This is a genomic window from Williamsia sp. Y853, assembly GCF_056786495.1.
The window spans coordinates 2,543,439-2,564,585 of sequence record NZ_JBXCJC010000001.1 but is presented as its reverse complement, the minus strand read 5'-3'; the positions used below and the strand labels follow the sequence as shown (position 1 = coordinate 2,564,585).

The 21,147-nt window shown below is 63.5% G+C and carries 17 protein-coding genes; 11 read left to right on the top strand and 6 right to left on the bottom strand.

The genetic code is table 11. The features are described from left to right. The first annotated feature begins 48 nt into the window (after nt 1–48). From AC1TPF_RS11760 to AC1TPF_RS11740, 5 genes are all read left to right on the top strand, one after another. The gene (locus tag AC1TPF_RS11760; RefSeq protein ID WP_482134958.1) at nt 49–1,347 is read left to right on the top strand and encodes a PucR family transcriptional regulator; all 1,299 of its coding nucleotides are present in this window, start codon (nt 49–51) and stop codon (nt 1,345–1,347) included. Nucleotides 1,348–1,510: 163 nt separating this feature from the next. Next, complete coding sequence (locus AC1TPF_RS11755; protein WP_482137209.1) at nt 1,511–2,419, top strand: ACP S-malonyltransferase; 909 nt, start codon at nt 1,511–1,513, stop codon at nt 2,417–2,419. Nucleotides 2,420–2,552: 133 nt separating this feature from the next. Next, the gene (acpM, locus tag AC1TPF_RS11750) at nt 2,553–2,864 is read left to right on the top strand and encodes a meromycolate extension acyl carrier protein AcpM (RefSeq protein WP_482134959.1); all 312 of its coding nucleotides are present in this window, start codon (nt 2,553–2,555) and stop codon (nt 2,862–2,864) included. A gap of 6 nt (nt 2,865–2,870) precedes the next feature. Then, nucleotides 2,871–4,136, top strand: a complete 1,266-nt coding sequence (locus tag AC1TPF_RS11745; RefSeq protein ID WP_482143924.1) for a KasA/KasB family beta-ketoacyl-ACP synthase — start codon at nt 2,871–2,873, stop codon at nt 4,134–4,136. A 53-nt stretch (nt 4,137–4,189) separates the two neighbouring features. Beyond that, on the top strand, nt 4,190–5,641 hold the full coding sequence (locus tag AC1TPF_RS11740; protein WP_482134961.1) for an acyl-CoA carboxylase subunit beta: 1,452 nt from the start codon (nt 4,190–4,192) through the stop codon (nt 5,639–5,641). Between the two features lie 90 nt (nt 5,642–5,731). On the opposite strand, the gene AC1TPF_RS11735 is transcribed toward AC1TPF_RS11740, so the two are convergent. The 5 genes from AC1TPF_RS11735 to AC1TPF_RS11715 all read right to left on the bottom strand — a co-directional run bounded on the left by AC1TPF_RS11735 (nt 5,732) and on the right by AC1TPF_RS11715 (nt 11,105). Next, nucleotides 5,732–6,250, bottom strand: coding sequence for a DUF3145 domain-containing protein (locus tag AC1TPF_RS11735; protein WP_482143922.1), 519 nt, complete (start codon nt 6,248–6,250; stop codon nt 5,732–5,734). A 140-nt stretch (nt 6,251–6,390) separates the two neighbouring features. Next, nucleotides 6,391–7,206, bottom strand: a complete 816-nt coding sequence (locus AC1TPF_RS11730) for a serine hydrolase domain-containing protein (RefSeq protein WP_482143920.1) — start codon at nt 7,204–7,206, stop codon at nt 6,391–6,393. Between the two features lie 128 nt (nt 7,207–7,334). Then, on the bottom strand, nt 7,335–8,471 hold the full coding sequence (locus AC1TPF_RS11725; RefSeq protein WP_482134964.1) for an NDMA-dependent alcohol dehydrogenase: 1,137 nt from the start codon (nt 8,469–8,471) through the stop codon (nt 7,335–7,337). A 154-nt stretch (nt 8,472–8,625) separates the two neighbouring features. Further along, complete coding sequence (gene fadD5, locus AC1TPF_RS11720; protein ID WP_482134965.1) at nt 8,626–10,227, bottom strand: fatty-acid--CoA ligase FadD5; 1,602 nt, start codon at nt 10,225–10,227, stop codon at nt 8,626–8,628. A gap of 62 nt (nt 10,228–10,289) precedes the next feature. Then, the gene (locus AC1TPF_RS11715) at nt 10,290–11,105 is read right to left on the bottom strand and encodes an enoyl-CoA hydratase-related protein (protein WP_482143918.1); all 816 of its coding nucleotides are present in this window, start codon (nt 11,103–11,105) and stop codon (nt 10,290–10,292) included. Between the two features lie 174 nt (nt 11,106–11,279). Here AC1TPF_RS11715 and AC1TPF_RS11710 point away from each other — a divergent pair, with 174 nt between their 5' ends. Further along, nucleotides 11,280–12,551, top strand: a complete 1,272-nt coding sequence (locus tag AC1TPF_RS11710) for a TetR/AcrR family transcriptional regulator (protein ID WP_482134968.1) — start codon at nt 11,280–11,282, stop codon at nt 12,549–12,551. A 24-nt stretch (nt 12,552–12,575) separates the two neighbouring features. Here the strand turns inward: AC1TPF_RS11710 and AC1TPF_RS11705 are convergent, their stop codons facing one another. Next, entirely contained in the window at nt 12,576–13,424 is an 849-nt protein-coding gene (locus AC1TPF_RS11705) for a hypothetical protein (RefSeq protein ID WP_482134969.1), read from the bottom strand. A 136-nt stretch (nt 13,425–13,560) separates the two neighbouring features. On the opposite strand from AC1TPF_RS11705, the gene AC1TPF_RS11700 reads away from it, so the two are divergent. The 5 genes from AC1TPF_RS11700 (at nt 13,561) to AC1TPF_RS11680 (ending at nt 21,144) form a co-directional block, all read left to right on the top strand. Next, nucleotides 13,561–14,700, top strand: a complete 1,140-nt coding sequence (locus tag AC1TPF_RS11700) for an acyl-CoA dehydrogenase family protein (RefSeq protein WP_482143917.1) — start codon at nt 13,561–13,563, stop codon at nt 14,698–14,700. Nucleotides 14,701–14,733: 33 nt separating this feature from the next. Next, complete coding sequence (locus AC1TPF_RS11695; RefSeq protein WP_482134971.1) at nt 14,734–15,456, top strand: GntR family transcriptional regulator; 723 nt, start codon at nt 14,734–14,736, stop codon at nt 15,454–15,456. Nucleotides 15,457–15,537: 81 nt separating this feature from the next. Continuing rightward, nucleotides 15,538–18,366, top strand: coding sequence for an AfsR/SARP family transcriptional regulator (locus tag AC1TPF_RS11690; protein WP_482143915.1), 2,829 nt, complete (start codon nt 15,538–15,540; stop codon nt 18,364–18,366). A 253-nt stretch (nt 18,367–18,619) separates the two neighbouring features. Next, complete coding sequence (locus AC1TPF_RS11685; protein WP_482134973.1) at nt 18,620–18,949, top strand: histone-like nucleoid-structuring protein Lsr2; 330 nt, start codon at nt 18,620–18,622, stop codon at nt 18,947–18,949. 545 nt (nt 18,950–19,494) lie between these two features. After that, complete coding sequence (locus tag AC1TPF_RS11680; RefSeq protein WP_482143913.1) at nt 19,495–21,144, top strand: DHA2 family efflux MFS transporter permease subunit; 1,650 nt, start codon at nt 19,495–19,497, stop codon at nt 21,142–21,144. Nucleotides 21,145–21,147: the final 3 nt, after the last annotated feature.

Genomic DNA, 21,147 nt, shown 5'->3' with positions numbered 1-21,147 from the left:
GCGGTCGACATGTCCCAATCGTGCACCGGACTGACATAGATTGAAGCCATGACTGAGTCCCGTACGGGTGATCAGCCCGTAGGCGATCTCTTCGGCCCGCGCGGCGCCCATGTCCCTGCACCGGCGAATGTTCACGACGCCCTGCCGGACACCCTGCTCCGCCGCGTGAAGCAGTACAGCGGACGGCTGGCCACCGAGGCCGTCCATTCGATGCAAGACCAGCTGCCTTACTTCGAGGATCTCGAAGCGGGTCAGCGGGCCGGCGTCCAACTCGTGGTCCAGACCGCGGTCGTGAACTTTGTCGAATGGCTGCAGGATCCCGAAGGCAACGTCAAGTTCACCGTGCAGGCCTTCCAGGTGGTGCCCCAGGACCTCGCCCGCCGGATCAGCCTGCTGCAGACCGTCGAGATGGTCCGGGTCGCGATGGAATTCTTCGAGAAGTGGCTGCCGCTCCTCGCCCGCAACGACGCGCAGCTCCGCGCGCTGACCGAAGCCGTCCTGCGCTACGGCCGCGAGATCGGGTTTGCCGCGGCCTCGATCTATGCGTCCGCCGCAGAGTCCCGCGGCGCCTGGGACTCACGGCTCGAGGCGCTCGTGGTCGATGCCGTGGTCCGCGGTGACACCGGCCCCACCCTGCTGTCCCGCGCGGCCGCGCTCAACTGGGACACCGAAGCCACCGCCACCGTCGTCGTGGGCATGCCGCCGCCCGAGCGCAACGTCTCGGTTCCTCTTGCAGTGCACAACACCGCACGTCAGCATGACCGCGCTGCGCTGTCGGTGGTCCAGGGCAGTCTCCTCGTCGCGATCGTCAGCGGTCCGGTGACGATCGGTGACCCGTTCATCACCGACCTGCTGGTCCTCTTTGCCGACGGGCCTGTGGTCATCGGGCCGACCAGGCCCAACCTGGGTGCCGCCCACGCCAGCGCCATCGACGCCCTGGCCGGCATCGAGGCGGTCGCCGGCTGGCCCAGTGCACCCCGTCCGGTCCACTCCCTCGAGCTCCTGCCCGAACGCGCTCTGCTCGGCGACCAGGCCGCCATGACCACTTTGAGCGATGCGCTGGTCATGCCACTCGCCAAAAGTGGCGACACCCTGACGTCCACTCTCGACGCCTATCTGGACTCCGGCGGGTCGGTCGAATCGTGTGCACGGCAACTCTTCGTCCATCCAAATACTGTCAGATATCGACTAAAGAGAATTTCGGACATTACTGGTCGCGATCCAATGAACCCCCGTGATGCTTATGTACTGAGAGTGGCAACCACCGTCGGCAGACTGGCACGGGTCAGACACGACATGCGCACAATTTTCCCTACAGTCACTCCTGTCACAGGCTCCAAAGAGTAAAAGCTACGGTTGTGCATCAATTCACAACGGTGTAACGGATGTCGGTGAGATGACGATGTAGGCACGCTGTTGTGCAATTTTGTGGGGATCCCACAAAGGGGTCGCCCAAGGTTCATTGCGTCCAACACCTTCGTCGAGGGCAAATAGGGTGTTCTCTGATCAGGTGCTCACCTTGCTTGCGCCCGGACAGGGCTCTCAGACCGTCGGAATGCTCACGCCATGGCTTGAGCTACCCGGCGCACGCGACCAGGTCGCGACCTGGTCGAAGCTGACAGGCCTCGACATCGCACGCCTGGGGACCACCGCAACGGCGGACGAGATCACCGACACCGCGGTCACCCAACCCCTGGTGGTCGCCTCGGCACTGCTCGCCTATGACGAGATCGACAAGCGTTCCCCATTGCCCTTGGACACCCTGGTCGCAGGCCATTCCGTCGGCGAATTGGCCGCCGCCGCGATCGCAGGCGTACTGACCGCCGATGAGGCCGTGTCGCTGGCCGCAATCCGCGGCGCCGAGATGGCCAAGGCCTGCGCTCTCGAGCCCACCACCATGGCCGCTGTGCTCGGTGGCGACGAAGCAACAGTGCTGGCGCGCCTCGAAGAACTCGACCTGGTTCCGGCCAATCGCAATGCGGCCGGACAGATCGTGGCAGCCGGCACGATCGCCGCCATCGACGAATTGATCGCCAACCCGCCGGAGAAGGCACGTGTCCGCAAGCTCGCCGTCGCCGGCGCGTTCCACACGCGATACATGGCCCCGGCCCAGGACGCTGTTGCACGCGCGGCAGCCGACATCAACCCATCTCAGCCGACGCGGCCCCTGCTCTCCAACTCAGACGGGGCACCGGTCACCACCGGTCGCGACGCACTCGATAAACTCGTCGCGCAGGTCACCCGGCCCGTGCGGTGGGACCTGTGCTCGCAGACGATGCGAGAGCTCTCCACCACCGGACTGATCGAGCTGCCCCCCGCCGGCACTCTCGTCGGAATCGCAAAGCGCGAGCTGAAAGGAACACCGACCCTCGCGCTCAAGACCCCCGACAACCTCGCGGGCATCACCGAACTTGGATAGCGACGGCGGCACGCCTGTGCCGCTGTCCCCGGGAGATGTACAGAGCACAGTTGCTCGCCACATCCGTCCATAGCAGCGCACCTGCGCTGCTCCTCCGGAAACACTCGAACACGAACATGAAGGGAGCCACACAGTGGCCGCCGCCCAGGAAGAAATCATTGCCGGACTCGCTGAGATCATCGAGGAGGTCACCGGCATTGAACCCTCTGAGGTGACTGTAGAGAAGTCGTTCGTCGACGACCTCGACATCGATTCGCTGTCGATGGTCGAAATCGCAGTGCAGACCGAAGACAAGTACGGCGTCAAGATCCCCGATGAGGACCTCGCCGGACTGCGCACCGTTGGTGACGCCGTGAACTACATCCAGAAGCTCGAAGCCGAGAACGCCGGTGCCGCCGACGCCATCCGCGCAAAGCTCGACTCCGACAAGAACACCGGTGAGTGACAGACCGTGACCAACTCTCTTCGCGAATACTCCACCCTCGGCGGGAATTTCCCGAACGTGGTGGTGACCTCCATGGTCGCGACCACCTCCATCGGCGAAGACCTCGATTCGACGTGGAAGGGTCTTCTCGCCGGAGAGAGCGGCATCAAGACTCTCACCGATGACTGGGTCGAGGAGTTCGATCTCCCGGTCCGGTTCGGTGGGCGTCTGGTGAAAGATCCCTCGACCGAGGTCAGTCGGGTCCAGGCCCGACGCATGGCCTACACCGAGCGGATCGCCTATGTCATGGGCAAGCGTCTGTGGGCGCAGGCAGGCGAACCGGATATCGAGAAAGAGCGCCTCGGCGTTGTGATCGGTACCGGTCTGGGTGGCGGTGACGCACTCATCGAGGCCTACAACGCGATGCACAGCACCGGCAACTACCGCAAGGTCTCCCCGCTCGCCGTGCCGATGGCCATGCCCAATGGGCCGGCCGCGGTTGTCGGACTCGAGATCGGTGCCAAGGCCGGTGTGATCACACCGGTTTCGGCCTGCTCCTCGGGTTCTGAAGCGATCGCACACGCTTGGCGTCAGATCGTCATGGGTGACGCCGACATGGTCGTCACCGGTGGCGTGGAGGGTCATATCGACTCGGTCCCCATCGCCAGCTTCGCAATGATGCGGGCGATGAGTACCCGCAACGAGGACCCGGCCGCCGCGTCTCGTCCGTTCGACAAAGACCGTGACGGCTTTGTCTTCGGTGAGGCCGCTGCACTGATGGTCATCGAACGCGAAGATCACGCCATCGCCCGTGGCGCGCACATCCATGCGCGTCTGCTCGGTGGCGGGATCACATCCGATGGGTACCACCTGGTCGCACCTGACCCGGAGGGCACCGGCGCAGCACGCGCGATGTCACGAGCTCTGCAGACCGCTGGTCTGGGGAAATCCGACATCACGCATGTCAACGCACACGCCACGTCCACCTCGGTCGGCGATACCGCCGAGGCCCTGGCGATCAACATCGCGGTGGGTAACCACGCAGCGGTATATGCACCGAAGTCTGCCCTCGGGCATTCCATCGGCGCTGTGGGTGCGCTGGAGTCGATCCTGACGATCAAGGCCATCGAAGAGGGCGTCATTCCCCCGACGCTGAATCTCGACAATCAGGATCCGGAGTGCGATCTCGACGTGGTTCACGGAGAGCCGCGTTACGGACAGATCGACTACGCCATCAACAACTCGTTCGGATTCGGTGGGCACAACGTTGCGCTCGCCTTTGGGCGCTACTGAACCCGCCGCCCCTGAGCCAGTTCTCACCGGGCGCTGAAGATCTAAGGAGATTCATGACCACCATGGCCCCGATCACACAGCAAGAGGAATCCATCGATCCTCGGGATCCCTTGCTGCGGTTGACCAATTTCTTCGACGAAGCATCCATGTCGTTGCTGCACCCCCGCGACAAGTCGGGCGTGCAGGCTGCTGTCGGGCGGGTGAACGGTGTCCGCACCGTCGCCTACTGCACCGACGGCACCGTGATGGGCGGGGCCATGGGGGTGGTGGGCTGCAAGCACATCGTCAACTCCATCGATACCGCCATCGCCGAGCAGGCCCCGGTTGTCGGGATCTGGCATTCCGGCGGCGCCCGGCTGGCTGAGGGTGTCGAAGCCCTCCACGCCGTCGGCCAGGTGTTCGAAGCGATGGTCCGGGCTTCCGGATACATCCCTCAGATCTCGATCGTCGTCGGCTTCGCCGCAGGCGGAGCGGCATACGGACCGGCCCTGACCGATGTGGTCATCATGGCGCCTGCCGGCCGCGTGTTCGTCACCGGACCGGACGTCGTCAAGAGCGTCACCGGCGAGATCGTCGACATGGAGTCGCTCGGTGGGCCACTGACCCACGGCAAGAAGTCGGGTGTCTCGCACATCACCGCCGACTCCGAGCCCGACGCCTACTGGCGTGCCCGTCGCCTGATCGGAACCTTCGGTCAGCAGGGACATTTCAGTCGGCAGAAGGCCGAGGCCGGCGATACCGACCTGCGGGCCCTGATGCCCGAGTCCAACCGTCGTGCATACGACGTGCATCCGATCGTGCGGGCCCTGCTCGACACCGATGTGGCTGCGGACGGCGAAACCGAGATCTCGAGTTTCGAAGAGCTGCAGGCAAAATGGGCACCGAACATCACGATCGGTTTCGGCAGGCTCTCCGGACGCAGCGTTGGCGTCATCGCCAACAACCCGCTGCGGATGGGTGGTTGCCTCAACTCCGAGAGCGCTGAGAAGGCGGCTCGGTTCGTCCGTCTCTGCGACGCGTTCGGCGTCCCGCTGATCGTGATGACCGACGTCCCGGGTTACCTGCCCGGTGTCGGCCAGGAATGGGACGGCGTCGTGCGCCGCGGCGCAAAGCTGCTGCACGCGTTTGCCGAATGCTCGGTCCCCCGCGTCACGCTGGTGACCCGCAAGATCTACGGCGGTGCCTACATCGCGATGAACTCGCGAGCATTGGGCGCCACGGCAGTCTTCGCGTGGCCCGGTTCCGAGGTCGCCGTGATGGGCGCCAAGGCCGCGGTCGGCATCCTGCACAAGAAGGCACTCGCTGCCGCACCCGATGACGAGCGCGACGCACTGCACGAGCGTCTGGCCGTCGAGCACGAAGCCATCGCCGGTGGCGTGGGCCGCGCCCAGTCCATCGGTGTGGTCGACGAGATCATCGACCCGGCCAAGACCCGCAGCATCATCGCCGAGGCACTCGCTTCGGCACCGGCTCGCCGCGGACGCCACAAGAACATCCCCTTGTGATCTGACGCGGTGATCTGAAGACACAACAAAGGCGGGCCCGGACTTTTCAGTCCGGGCCCGCCTTTGTTGTGTCTTGGGTGTTGTACGCGGTCAGCCCACGCGCTGGTGCAGCCAGGTGACCTCGGCGCCGGCGCCGCCCATGCGGAACGACTCCAATGCCTCATCCCAGGCCGTACCGAGTGCGGCATCGAGTGCACCGGCGAGTTCCATCCCGTCGGCGTGCGATTCCATGAGCGATCGCAGTTGCATCTCGCCGACGATCACATCACCGTTGGCACTCATCGACCCACGCCACAGACCGAGCCCGGGCACAAAGCAGAAGCGTTCACCGTCCACGCCGTCGCTGGCGTTCTCGGTGACCTCGAACCGCAAGGCGGACCATTCGCGCAGAGCGTTGGCAATGCGCGCTCCCGTTCCGACCGGTCCGACCCAATCGACGGTGGCACGCTGCAGGCCGGGACTCGCCTCTTGTGCAGACCACTTCAGATTCGCGCGGGCATCAAGGGTCGACGAGAGAGCCCACTCGACGTGCGGGCACAACGCGACCGGTGCGGAATGTACAAAAACCACACCTGCCGTTACGTCCGCAAACTGATTAAGGTTGCGCACTTTCCACCTCCGGTTTCGACGAGGAACGTCTTCCCCAACGCCTGGCGAAACCACAGTGGATACCACACACTTGTTATTTATTGTGCCTCAAGTGACCCGTGTTGCGCTAGTGTCGCATGCGTATTGAGTGAAAATAGTTTTCAATCCGAAAGAGCTGACACCAGTGAATCGTTGAAGTCACTCCACAGCGGCTTCGCCCAGGCGCCGAAGGCCCGATCGGTGAGAACCACACAGGCCGCGGACAACGCCGGGTCCACCCACAGGAACGTCCCCGACTGGCCGAAGTGACCGAAGGTCTCCGGGCTGTTCTGGCTCCCCGTCCAGTGCGGACTCTTGTGCGAGCGCACCTCATACCCCAGGCCCCAGTCGCAGGGCCGGTGTTTGCCATACCCCGGGACGAAGCCGTCCAGCCCCGGGAACTGCACCGATGTCGCCTCGCGAAACAAGTCCGCGGAGACCAACTTCGGCGCGAGTAGTTCCCCGGCGAACGCGGCCAGATCCGCAACCGACGAATCCGCCCCGTGCCCGGCCGAGCCGCGCAGGGTGGTCGACGTCATCCCGAGCGGTTCGCAGATGGCCTGCGCGAGGTATTCGTCGAAGGCGATGTCGGCCTCGGTCTCGATCAACTCGGCCAGCACCTCGAACCCGGCGCTCGAATAGATGCGCTGCTCCCCCACGCCTGCCACGGCCTCGCGGCTGCCGAAGTCGAGGCCCGAGGCGTGCGCGAGTAGGTGCCGCACGGTGGAGCCGGGCGGGCCTGCCGATTGATCGAGTTCGATTGCGCCCTCCTCGATCGCCACAAGCGCCGCGTGCGCGGCAAGCAGTTTGGTCACCGACGCGAGTGCGAACACGTGCTCGGTGTCACCGTATTGTTCGATCACCTGTCCACCGGACACCACCGCCGCCGAGACCAGATCCACGGGCCAGCTGTCGAGTTGCTTGAGCATGGTGCCCATGCCATCACGCCCGGTGCGTGCGCGGCAACTGCCCCGGCCCGGACACCACGACGAACACATCACAACGGCCGCGGGCCGGTGAGTGCGTGGCACTCACCGGCCCGCGGCCGTTGGGTTGGATCCAGCGATCAGACGGTGCGGTCCTCGTCGGTGTAACGAATCACGCCGCGAATGTTCTTGCCGTCCAGCATGTCCTGGTAGCCCTCGTTGATCTGGTCGAGGCGGTACTGCCGCGTGACCATGTCATCGAGGTTGAGCTTGCCGAGCTTGTACATCGAGAGCAGTTGCGGGATATCGATCTTGGGGCTGGAGCCGCCGAAGATCGTGCCCTGCAGATTCTTCTGGAGCAGTGTCAGCATCGCGAGGTTGAGCGTCACATCGGTTTCCATCATGTTGCCCATGGCGGTCAGCACGCAGGTACCGGCCTTGGCGGTGATGCCCATCCACAGGTCGACGTCCTTGCCCTGCACCTCACCGACGGTGACGATGACCTTCTTGGCCATGGCTCCGGCGGTCACCTCGGCGATGGTCATGGCCGCCTCTTCGACGCTGGCAAACGCGTGGGTCGCGCCGAACTTCAGAGCTTGCTCGCGCTTCCACTCCACCGGATCGATGGCGAAGACGTTGCGGGCACCCGAGATCACGGCGCCCTGGAGCGCAGCGATACCCACACCTCCACAGCCGACGATCGCTACGTCTTCTCCCGGCTTCACATTGGCGCTGTGGGTGGCCGATCCGTACCCGGTCGGCACACCACAACCTACGAGGCAGGCGACCTCGAACGGGATCGACGGGTCGATCTTCACGACGGACGTCTCGTGCACCACCATGTACGGCGAGAAGGTGCCGAGCAGGGTCATCGGGTAGACGTTCTCCCCTGCGGCGGTCTGGATTCGGAACGTATGATCCGACACCGCTTCACCTTGCAGGAGCATGGCGCCGAAGTCGCACAGGTTGCTCAGGCCCGATCGACACGACGGACACTTGCCACACGACGGGATGAACGAGAGCACCACGTGGTCGCCGACCTCGAAATCGGTGACACCCTCACCGACCTGCTCGATAACGCCGGCACCCTCGTGCCCACCGAGCACGGGGAACCCACCCATCGGGATCCCACCGGTCACCAGATGGTGGTCGGAGTGGCACATGCCCGCAGCTTCCATCCGGATTTTGACCTCGCTGCACCGCGGGTCACCGATTTCGATCTCCTCGATCGCCCACTTCTCGTTGAAGTTCCTGAGCAATGCGCCTTTTGTCTTCATCGAACCTCCCAATCGCGGCACGCAAGGTGCCTACAAAAGCCCGCCCGGCCTTGGCCGGAGCGGCATCTTCCAGCCGGACAGTGACCGCAGTCACGGTCTTGAAAAAAGTGTAACGTGTTTCAGTTTTGCCGCCAGTGGCAGTTTGTATAAGTGGTCAGTGCAGCCCGGCATCCTTGCCGCCATACTCCTTGCGAAGCGACGGCTTGATGACCTTGCCGGACGCGTTGCGCGGCAATTCATCGATGATGATCAGTTCCTTCGGCTGCTTGAACCGTGCGAGGTGTTCGTTCAGGAACTCGATGAGTTCGTCGAACTCGAGCGTCTGCTCCGGCTTCAAGACGACGATCGCCACCGGTACCTCGCCCCAGCGATCATCGGCCTGGCCCACCACCGCGGCCTCGAGGATCTTCGGATGGGCGAAGAGCGCATTCTCGACCTCGGCGCAGTAGATGTTCTCGCCACCGGAGATGATCATGTCTTTCTTGCGATCGACGACGTAGACGAACCCCTCTTCGTCCATTCGCACCAGATCTCCGGAATGGAACCACCCACCGGCAAACGCATCCGCCGTCCCCTGTGGGTTCTGCCAATAGCCTTCCATCATCGTCGGACCGCGGTAGACGATCTCGCCGACCTCACCCACCGGGACATCGTTCATCTCCGCATCGACCACGCGTGCCTGCACGGCCGGGATCACCTGACCCACCGAACCGAGTTTGCGCAACGCATCCTTGCCTTCGAGCACACAGGTGATCGGCGACATCTCGGTCTGCCCGAACACCGCGACGTTCACCGCATCCGGGAAGGTGTCGGACATCGCGCGCAACACGGTGTCCGAGGCCGGCGCCGCGCCCCACGAGATGACCCGGAGTTTGAGGTTGCGCGGCTTGGCCTGCTGGACGGCACACACGACCTGCCACTGTGCAGGCACCAGGAAGATCGATGTGATCCGTTCTGCCTCCAGAACATCCAGCAACGCCTCGGGATCGAATGCACCCAGTGGATGGATCACCGTGGGCACGCCCATGTAGAACAGCGGTGCCATCGCACCCATCGCCGCGATGTGGAACATCGGTGCCACACACGAGCCGATGTCGTCGATTCGAATCTGCAGTGCCGTGATACACGTCACCGCCTGCGCCTGCATGTTCGAATGAGAAAGCATGGCGCCCTTGGGTTTACCCGTGGTTCCCGAGGTGTACATGATCATGGCGGTCGAGTTCTCGGGCACATCGATCGCCGGCAGGTCGGACGGATCCTCGGCGAGGAGGGTCTCGAAGTCGAGAGCATTTTCCACATCGGAGGGCCCGACGATGACCAGGTTCTCGACACCGGGCGTACTCCCCCGGACCGCATCTGCCAGCGGGGCAAGCAGCGACTCGGTGACGATCACGGTGGCACCCGAATCGGCGATCAGGAAGCCGATCTCGGGCGGTGTCATCCGGATGTTGACCGGCACCGCGATCGCACCGATCAGGTTGGCGCCGAAGATCACCTCGACGTATTCGCTGCGGTTGAGCATCAACACCAGCACCCGGTCACCGAAGCGCACCCCGCGGCGGTACAGCGCTGCGGCGAATGCGGTGGACCGGTCGTCCAGTTGCTTCCACGAGGTGTTCTGCCCGCCGAACCGTAAGGCGGCCGCGTCGGGCTTCATCGCCGCGTGGCGACGGACATGGGTGTTCCAGTTGTTGCGCCGAGACCGGAACGGTTCGGAGACGAGATGATCGGATTGGGGCAATGTGGTGCTCGTCATTTTCCGCTTCCTTGTTATGTACCATTCGCCGAAATCGACCCCCGGCGATGATGTTTCGAATGCTACTGAGATGCCGCCGTCGGTTTTGCCTTTTTGCCACGTGCGAATGCGGTGATGAGAGCCGCGAATTCGGGTGATTGCAACAGTTCTGTCTGACCTTCGGTCTCCAGCTGCAAAGCCAGATCGAAGCCGGTCATCGTCTGGGCATCGATGGCCTTCTTGGTCAGGGCCAGTGCCCGGGGCGACGCCGAGAGTAGCTTGTCCACGACTTGATCAACCTTCTCCGACAACGCTTCTGACGGCAGAACAGCGGTCACCAGTCCGTCGGTGAACGCCTGGGTCGCAGGCAGGCGCTCACCGAGCAGCGCCAGTTCATTGGCGCGGGCGCGACCGACGGCCGCAGCGACTGTCGCCGTCGCGGCGCCGTCGGGCATCAGACCGATGTTGACGAAGGCGAGTAGAAAGTACGCCGTGTCGGAGGCATAGATCAGGTCCGAGGCAAAGGCGATCGAGGCGCCGATGCCGACCGCCGCACCATCGACAACCGCGACGACCGGAACCTGCAACCCCCGGATCGCCCGGACGACGTCGGAACCGGCATTGATGGTCCGCTCGGCGCGCAGGCGCGCTTCGTCCTCGGAGGTCGGCGGCGGTGCCGTGGCCATTTCGATGAGGTCGGCGCCGGTGCAGAAGTCCCGGCCCGGAGCCCCGATGACCACGACCCGAACCGAGGGGTCGACCGCCCACTTCCCGAACACTTCGGTCAGCGCTGTGTTTGCCGCCGAGTCGATGGAGTTCTTCCGGGTAGGCCGGTTGATCAGGACGCGTGCAACGCCCCGATCGTCGACAGATGTAATCAGGCCTTTGTCCCCTGGCATGGTCGCCACCCTAAGCTCAAATACTCACAATTGCGATGTAGATCACGTGAATCCACATTAACTTGTCAGATCCACGCCGGACGCGTCAAGTGTTTGCGAGCGCTTGTCCTCGCTGGTCGGCGGGACCCGGCCCCTCTGGTGCAGATGATCGGTACCTGCCGCTAACATGGATAAATGGCTTCCGCCAACGGACGCGTCAACGACGCCCCCACACCCGCTGCCGTCGCACCGAAAACTCGGCAGCGACCGAAGGACCGCCGCGAACAGATAATTCGTGTGGCCGCCGAGTCCTTCAGCGAACAGGGTTATTTCGCCACCGGTGTCGATCAGATCGCCGGGCAGGTGGGCATCAGCGGCCCGGCGCTGTATCGACACTTCCCCAACAAGTACGCACTGTTCTCCGAGACGGTCCGAACCCTTGGCTCCGACCTGGATCACGCGATCGCACAGGTGCCGGTCCTGCCAGGCGATCCCGAACGCGAGTTGCATCTGCTCATCACCGAACTCACCCGGACCACGATCGAGAACCGATCCCGTGGCGCCCTCTACCGATGGGAGGCGCGATACCTGAATCCAGAGGACCGCAGGCACCTCGGTGAGCTGGTCGGCCGGATGCATGCCCGGTTCGCCGCACTTCTGGACCAGATACACCCGGACCTGGCGACCGGGGGTACACCGCAGCCGGGTCGCCTCGGCACCGATGCGCAATACCTCAGCGGCGCGGTGCTCAGCGTCATCGGATCGATCACCACGCACCGGGCCTCGTTACCCCGCAAGCGGATCGAGGCCGTGATCCTCGACGCCGCAATGAATGTGGCACGTACCGATCTGCCGCCGAACGATCTGACACCATCGACCGCACGACCGGCCGCACCTGTTGGACTTCCGATGGCATCAAAGCGCGAGGCGCTGCTGACCGAAGCGATCCGGTTGATGAGTGCGCGCGGATTCCACGACGTGACGATGGAAGAGATCGGCGCCGCGGTCGGCATGAACCAGTCGGGCGTGTACCGACACTTCGACACCAAGGTCGCCATGCTGTCGACCGCCTTTTCGCGGGCCAGCGAACGCATCACCGCGGGAATCAGCGACGCCCTCGCCGAGTCCGCGACACCGGACGAAGCCGTCGACAAACTGGTCGGCAAATACGTCGATCTCTCGTTCGCGAACAGCGATCTGCTCAACCTCTACCTGTCAGAAATCGGCAGTGTGCCCGAACCCCAACGGGTCGAACTCCGTGATCAGCAACGTCGCAACGTCGAGGAGTGGGCACAACTGGTCGGCCAGGTCAGGCCGGGCGTGCATCCCGTCGAGGCCCGGTACCTGGTGCACGCGGCCTTCAACACCGTTCTCGACCTCGGCAACTGGGTGCGTTACGATCCCCGTCCGGCCACCAAGCGTCGCATCGAGGCCGTGATGACCACGATCCTGCGCCCGAGCACCTGACCCCGCCCAGGATGGCGATTTGGCTCAGACGACCGCGAGGTCCGCGAGCAGCCATACCCCGTCCACCAGTGCGAGCGTCACCTTGACCATCGACTGATACGAAATCCCTTCGGGCAGTTCGGCATCTGTTTGCGGCGACTTGACCCTCTGATCCATCGCCACCAGTACCACCGCGGTGGTCGGTGAAATCGATTGCAGTGCGGCCTCTTTGACTTTCGCCGATGCAACCGCCTGCGCACTCGCGCTGCCTTCACGAGCCTGCCTCGACCCCTCGATGAAGTCCTTGGCGAATGCCGGGGTCGAAATGTCGGTGATCCGCGAATCGAGCTCGGCGAAGTTCGCGGAGTCGTAGGTCAGCAGATCCGCGGCATATTGACCTGCAACCTCGACCGCGCCGGGTCGCAGTTCGTTGAGCTGATCGTCGCCGGACGCCCGGTTGTCGGCCTCGCGATACAGGTAGGCCAGCACCCCGGTCGCCACCAACGCCGCGATCAGCAGGACCGAGAGCACCGGAACCAACCAGCCGACACTTCGACGGACCGGCGCATCGCCGGCCGACTCAGCCGACTTCGCCCCGACGCCACCTCCACGATTGGAGCGCCGCTGCGCGCGGGCCGCTTCCTTGGCTCGCTTGGCCTCGGCGGTCGCGCGCATCTTGTCGCGGTTCCGGCGATTCGCCTCGAGGAACTCGGCGGAATCGAAGGGCGACGGATCCGACCGGACCTCGGAATCGGTGTCGGTCGCCGTGATCTCGGTTTCGGCTGTCGTCGGCGCCGGGGGCTCGGTCGGCGCGGACATGGTCGTCGCGGGTTCAGGTGCTACCTGCTCGTCGCCGGGTTCCCCGGTTCGATCAACCTTCGCTTTCGGACTCATGCCGCCAATGTAAGCCCTCCAGAGACCTGCACCACACCGCCTCCCGCACGCCAGTCGCCCATCTGCAGGTATTCCATCAAATATATGTGATGTGTTAGGTTCAGCCCGAGCCGAACCCCTAGCCAGGAGCATCGTCATGACCACTTTCACGTCTGAACAGACCGACTTCGCCAAGTCGGTCGCAGATTTCTGCGCCCGCGAGGCAGGCACCCGCGAACAACGCGACGCACTGACCGCAGGCGGCACAGAGCTGCACTCGGTGGAGCTCTACAAGAAGATGGCCGACCTCGGATGGGCCGGAATCCTGGTGCCCGAGGAGTACGGCGGCGCCGGCGCCGGAAACATGGAGATGTGCATCCTGCTCGAAGAAGCGATGCGTGGCAACGCCCCGATCGGTGGAATCGGTCCGACCCTGATCACGGCCGCGGCCTACCAGAAGTTCGCAAACGAGCAGTTGAAAAAAGAAGTCCTCGCCGATGTGGTTGCGGGCGAGTCACTCTCGATCTCGATGTCCGAACCCGGGGCGGGTTCCGACGTCGCCGCCCTCACTTGCCGGGCCGAGAAGGTCGACGGCGGCTGGGTCATCAACGGACAGAAGACCTGGTGCTCCAACGCGCACTTCGCCAAGAGCATCCTGCTCGTCGCCCGCACGGATCGCACCGGCAAGAAGCACGAGGGCCTGACCCAGTTCCACATTCCTGCGGGTACCGAAGGTCTGGAGATCAGCGGGATCGACACACTCGGCGGCCGCGAGGTCAACGACCTCTATTTCACCAATGTGCGTGTACCGGACAGCGCGGTCGTCGGCGAGGTCGGCAACGGCTGGAACCAGCTCATGGGCGGGCTCAACACCGAACGCCTCATCCTGGCCGCCATGCAACTCGGCGTCGCGGAACGCGCGTTCACCAACACCCTCGAATTCGTCAGCGAGCGCAAGCAATTCGGCCGCCCGGTGGGTACTTTCCAGGCACTGCGGCACCGCCTGGCCGACCATGCCACCGAGATCGAATGCACCAAGCTGCTCGTCTACAGCGTGGCCGCACAGTCTGACGCGGACCCGACAAAGATGCTGCCGCGCGAAGCGTCGATGGCCAAGCTCAAGGCCACCGAGGTCTCCAAGGCGATGACCATCGACGGCATGCAGATGATGGGTGGATACGGCTACGCAACGGAATTCGATGCAGAGCGCCTGATGCGGGGCGCGATCATTTCCACCGTGTATGGCGGAACCAACGAGATCCAGCGCGACATCATCGGCAAGACCTACGGTCTGTGATTTGCCAAGACCTACGGGCGGTAATTTGCACTGATGACCACATCGCGAGCGGCCACATCCCGAAACTCGCTACGCAGGCGACCTCAACTCTCCGAGGAGGTGGCCGGCCATCTTCGTCATCTCATCATGACCGGCTCCATCCGCCCGGGTGAGTTCATCCGGATGGACGAAACAGCCGTCGACCTGCAGGTCAGTGTGACGCCGGTGCGCGAGGCACTGCTCACCCTGCGTGGTGAGGGGATGGTCAATCTGGCACCGCATCGCGGATATGTGGTCGCCGACCTGACCCGACAGGATGTCGAGGACATCTTCTGGCTCCAAGGCGTGCTGGCCGTCGAACTCGCGGTCCGGATCGCGAAAACGGTGACGCCGGCACAACTCACCGAACTCACCGAACTCAACGACGAGCTCAGGGTCGCGGTCGAATCCGGGCGTCCCGCCGACGTCACCACTGCCGAGTTCGAGTTCCATCGCGTCCACAACCGCATCGCCGACGGCGGCAAACTGGCTTGGTTCCTGCTCAACGCCACCCGCTACACACCACATGAGCTCTATGCCAATGACCCACAGTGGGGAGCAGTTGCCTGCGAGAGCCATGCGAAACTCATCGACGCCTATCGCAACGGCGATCGCGACGAGGTGATCGCGCAGACCCGACGCCAGTTCACCGATGGCGCCGAACGTCTGACCCGTCATCTGGAATCCATCGGCCTGTGGGCAGAGGACCCCGACGCCGACGCGACAACAAAGCGCTGAAGGCAATCCACGCAGCTGTCGCCCACGACTGGATCGACAAACCGATCTGACGCGATGGTCTCGATTCTCTATTCTCATGGCATGCCAGACATATCGGTGCGAGTACTCGGCGCGCTCACTGTCATCCGGGACGGCGAACCGGTTGCACTCGGTGGACCACTCCCCCGCGCTCTGCTCGCCCGACTGGTGATGGCCCGTGGCCAGATGGTCCCCGATACCGGCTTGATAGACGACCTCTGGCGCGACACTCCCCCGCGGTCCGCTCAACTGACTCTCCAGGGTTATGTGGCTTCGCTCCGCAAAGCGCTCGAACCCGAACGTGGTCGATCGGCCCCTGCGATCCTCGTCCGCCGCGGCACCGGATACGCGCTCACCATCGACCCCCAACAGGTCGATGCCGGCAGATTCGAGACCCTGGCAAAGGCAGGTCACGATCAGTTGGCCGCGGGAAACGCCGACGCAGCGCGGCACACGTTGGCCGAGGCCCTCGAATTATGGTGGGGCCCAGCCTATGCCGACGCCGCCAACTGGGAGTTCGCCGCCATCGAGTCCGTCCGCCTCGAACGCCTTCGCGACGATGCCCTCGAAGATCACCTCGCGGCCCGGTCCGATTGCGGCGAATACGCCGCGGTCACTGCGGGGCTCGAAGCCATCGTCGCGGCCGACCCGCTCCGGGAACGCGCATGGGAACTGTTGGCGCTGGCGCAGTACCGGGCCGGCAACCAGGGTGATGCGCTCGCATCGCTGCGAACGGCCCGCGAACGTATTGCCGACGAACTCGGTACCGATCCACGTCAGAGCCTGCTCGATCTCCAGAGTGCGATCCTGAACCAGGACTCGTTCCTGATGTCGGGGCAACCCGATCTCCGGGCGACACCGAAATCGGGTCCGACCGCGAATCCTGAACGCCCCACCGGGAACATACCGTTGGCTCTGACCTCTCTGGTCGGACGTGTCGAACAGATCAAGGACATCGCCGACCTCGTCGCCGAACAACGCCTTGTCACACTCGTCGGCCCCGGGGGCATGGGCAAGACCCGGGCCGCACTCGAGGTGGCCCGAGAACGCAAAGACATCGACGGCCCATGGCTGGCCGAACTCGCCGGCGCACAGAGTGCCGCCGCGGTACTCGACACGGTTGTCTCCGCGCTCGGCCTGACACTCAACGGCGGGATCCCGGTGCTGACGTCGCTGTTGCACGACCGCGATTTCCTTCTCGTACTGGACAATTGCGAACACCGACTCGACGAGGTCGCAGCGTTGACAACCGCGATCCTGCGCACGTGCCCACGGGTCCGGATACTCGCCACGAGTCGTGAGGCATTGGGTGTCGCCGGAGAATCGACCTTCGAGATGCCTCCTCTCGCGGACTCGGCCGAACTCTTCCTCGAACGTGCCGGTTCCGCCGCAGCCGACGCCACGCCCGAGGACATCGAAACACTTTGCGCTGCACTCGATCACATGCCGCTGGCGATCGAGCTCGCAGCCGGCCAATCGGCAACACTGTCGGTCCGGCAGATCATCGACATGCTCGACGATCGATTCGAGATCCTCCGCGGTGGACCCCGGACCAACAAACGGCATGCCACGATGCAGGCCGCCATCGAGGGTTCCTACCAGTCGTTGACCGTGAACGAGCGGCAGTTGTTCTGCGATCTCGCGGTCTTCACAGGCGGCTTCGACCTCGATGCCGCAAAGCAGGTCACCGGCCACCGCGGACTCCTCGCCGACCTGACCGCACTGGTGAACAAATCGATGCTCAAGGTCATGGGCGGTGATCCCCGCCGCTACATGATGCTCGAAACCCTCCGCAGCTACGCACAGGTGCAGCAGGATCCGGAACGCGCCGCATATCTACGTCAGGCCCACATCGACTGGGTGGTCACTCTTGCCACCGCCGCCTATCTGGGTCTACGCGGCCCACGCTGCTTGCAGTGGACCCGTCGCCTCGACGCCGAGATGGCCAATGTCCGCGCTGCGATCGACTGCGTCGACCCCCATTCGCGGACATATCTCGAGATTGTCGGCAATGTTTATTGGTTCTGGTTTCGGCGGGGTTTCGCCGACGAGGGCATGCGCATGCTCGAACCCGCTGTCGACGCTCCGACAAGCGTACCCATCGCCACCCGGTCGCGCGCGATCGCCGGTCGCGCGATCATGTGCTACCTCGGCGCCGACCTCCCGGCCCTGTTTGCAGCATTGACCCGCCTCGGCGAGGTCTGTGCCGAGTTCGATATCCGGTCCGATGACGGGGTCGAACAAGTCGCCCGCGGCGACGCCACGGTGACACTGGCCTTTTTCGAAGCCGGCTCCGGCGTGGTCGACGCCGCCCGGATACATGCCGACGAAGCACTCGAGATCGGTCGTAGGTACAACTCACCATGGACTGTCGGCGAGGCCTTGATGTCCTTGGGTACCGCAGACTTCCGCGCAGGCAACCACGTATCGGCGGGTGAATACCTGGATGCCGCCGTCGCGACCGCACGCGACTGCGGCTACGACTGGCTGGGCGCATCCGCACTCTGGATACATGCCAAAAGTGATATCGCCCAAGGGAAGTGGGATGGTCCCGCAGAGCGCAAGCTGGCCCAGATGGTCGGATACTGCGAACGGGCCTACGACCTCACCTCTTGGATGGTCGCGCTGTTCACATTGGCATATGCCCTTTTCCGGCGCGGGCGCCATGACATCGCGAGCCGTCTCATCGGTGTCGTCGACAACATGACCGAACTCACCGGCTACAGCCCGGAGAAGATGGACGTGGTCGAGCTCGCCTCTTTTGGTGCGACCATGCGCTCGGAGATGGACCCAGAGGTCTTCGCCAGCGAATCATCAACCGGCCGCGCAATGACCCGCGACGAGATCCGCGGTCTGGTTCAAGAATGGGCGGGATCAACAGAGATCTCTTGATCTGATTTCCATCCGATTCCCTAACGTAATACGGACAAGTCGGTAGTGATCTGCGCACCGCTCGGTTGATGTCGGGATCCACGATCAGAGCGCTGTATGCCGATGTTCTAAGCCATCAGATCTATGCTTGGACTTGTCGAACCCCCAACTATTGCGTTCTTTTGCCTTCTTCTCAGGTCAAGTTGTTATGATTGACCTCCATCAGCCTCGAATTGGTGTTCGTCGGTCGCAAAAATGAGTGGAGAGTCCAGAAGTGGCTAAGAAGCAAGTAGTAGAGTTCATCGACGACCTCGACGGAAAGGTTCTCGAAGAATTCGAGACCGTGCGATGGGGACTCGATGGCAAACAATATGAGTTCGATACTTCCCCGAAGCACGCAGAACAATTCCGCCGGGTACTCGCCAAGTACCTGAGCGCATCGCGGCGTGTCAACACCTCCCGCCAGGGCGGCCGGGCAGCGGAGAAGGTCGAAAAGGCTCCCACACAAGCGATTCGGGAGTGGGCCAAAGAAGAGGGATACGAGATCAGCGACCGGGGTCGAATTCCGGGAGCGATCATCGAAGCATACGACGAAGTGCACTAGACATCACCGCATCCGAGCCCGCCATTGCGCACAAATAGGGCACGGACCACCGCGTAGCGCGGCCAGAACACGTCTGCCCCGACCCCGACCAGGGTTGGGGCAGACGCATTTGTCAGACCAATTCCCCGTACCGGCGATCTGCAGTCCTGACGAGCACCCCATCGTGCAAGTCACGGTGGGGACCACCTATTGCGCAGGTCACACTTCTCGATTTCCGGGGTATTCCTCTCGCTGACGACGCACGAATCCGCAAGGTTTTCGACTACCCCGCACACTCATCCAACGAGGGCCTCGTACTCCGCTGCAGCACAACATAATTCGTTTCCATCAACGATGGTTTCGTGACACCTACTGGCGCGCAAGAACTTAACGCCCATCGGCGTCACACCGCTCAAATTTCGCTCATAAGCGCTCCGCCTATTCGCAACGCTCCACGTGGGACGCGTGTAAGTGGAGCAGATCGATCCAGGCGGAGCATTTGCTGCATCAGGGCCGCCACACCGGCATATGGTGAATCCACCAATCCACCCTCTCAGGAGTGTGACATGGACAAGCCGAATACACAGACCCCGCCGGAGCCCGAGAATTCAGTGGCCAGGCATAGGTGGGCCGCCCTGATAGTTCTGGTCGGCGGCCTGGCGATGATCGTCATCGACGGAACCATTGTGGGTGTGGCGCTCCCGGTTCTGGTCGACGATCTGAAGTTGAACTTCGACGACGCCCAATGGGTCAACAGTCTCTACTCGGTGATCTTTGCCGCACTCCTGCTCACCGCAGGCCGCCTCGGCGACAGATTGGGTCGTCGCCGGCTGTACGTCGTCGGAATCACGATTTTCGTTATCGGCAGCCTTGTGGCCGCCACGGCAGACAGTGCGACCAGCTTGATCATGGCCAGAGCTGTGCAGGGTGTCGGTGGCGCATGTGTCCTGCCTGCCACGTTGTCCACGATGAACTCCATCTTCCGCGGCAAGGACAGAGCGGTCGCATTCGGTGTGTGGGGTGCCGTCATCGCAGGCGTTGCCGCAATCGGGCCACTGCTCGGAGGCTGGATCACCACGGACTTCACCTGGCCGTGGATCTTCATCATCAACGTTCCGATCGGCGTCGCCCTACTGATCGCGACGTTCGTGGTGGTTCCCGAAACGCGCGCCGGCGTCCTCGAACCGGGACTGGACGTACCGGGACTGCTACTGAGTGCCTTGGGTTTCGGCGCATTGATCTTCGCCCTCATCGAAGGTGGCACGCTCGGCTGGTGGACGCAGAAAGCAGATCTGCATCTATTCGGACTGACGTGGTCGACTGACGCACCACTGTCCGTGGTGCCGACGATCGGCACGATCGGGATCGTCTTGCTGATCGCATTTGTGTTGTGGGAGGGACATCGCGGGCGAGTCCATCGGTCCGCGATCCTGGACTTGAACCTCTTTCGCACATCTACATTCAGCTGGGGCAACGTAACGGCCATGACGGTGGCGATCGCCGAGTTCGGACTGCTGTTCGTCATGCCTCTCTATCTCGTCAACGCGCTGGGTCTGAGCACGATGGGGGCCGGCTTCGTACTCGCGGCCATGGCAGGCGGCGCATTCATATCCGGTTCGCTCGCAAGGCATCTCACCGCACTCATCGGTGCCCCCGGGACGGTGATCCTGGGATTGCTCCTGGAACTCGTCGGGGTGATCGTCGTCGCGGTATTCGTCACTTCGACTGTGGCACCGTGGCTTTTGGCCCTACTCCTGGTGATCTATGGAACCGGACTCGGACTCGCTTCCGCGCAGCTCACCGGAATCACCCTGGCTGACATACCGCCGCAGGAATCAGGTCAAGGATCAGCAACACAGAGCACCGTCCGACAGTTGGGTTCAGCCATCGGAACTGCCGTGGTCGGTGCGGTGTTGGCTTTCGGGTTGTCGAAAAACCTGCCGGACACACTCGAATCAGGCGGAGTACCGCCGCCGGAAGCCACTCGACTCTCCGACGCGACACGGGAATCCGCGGGCAGTGCCATCGGAGCCCTTCGAGAACAGGGCGGCCACGGGCAACTGAGGGAAACGGGGCCGGACGTGGTGCGTTTGTTGTCCGACGGGTTTGCCGAGGCAACGCGCTACTCGCTCTACGTGTCCGCGGCCTTCCTGGCGGTGGGTCTGCTCGGGGCGCTGCGGGTCAGGGCGAGTGCCCGAAAAATCGCGTCGCAATGAGCC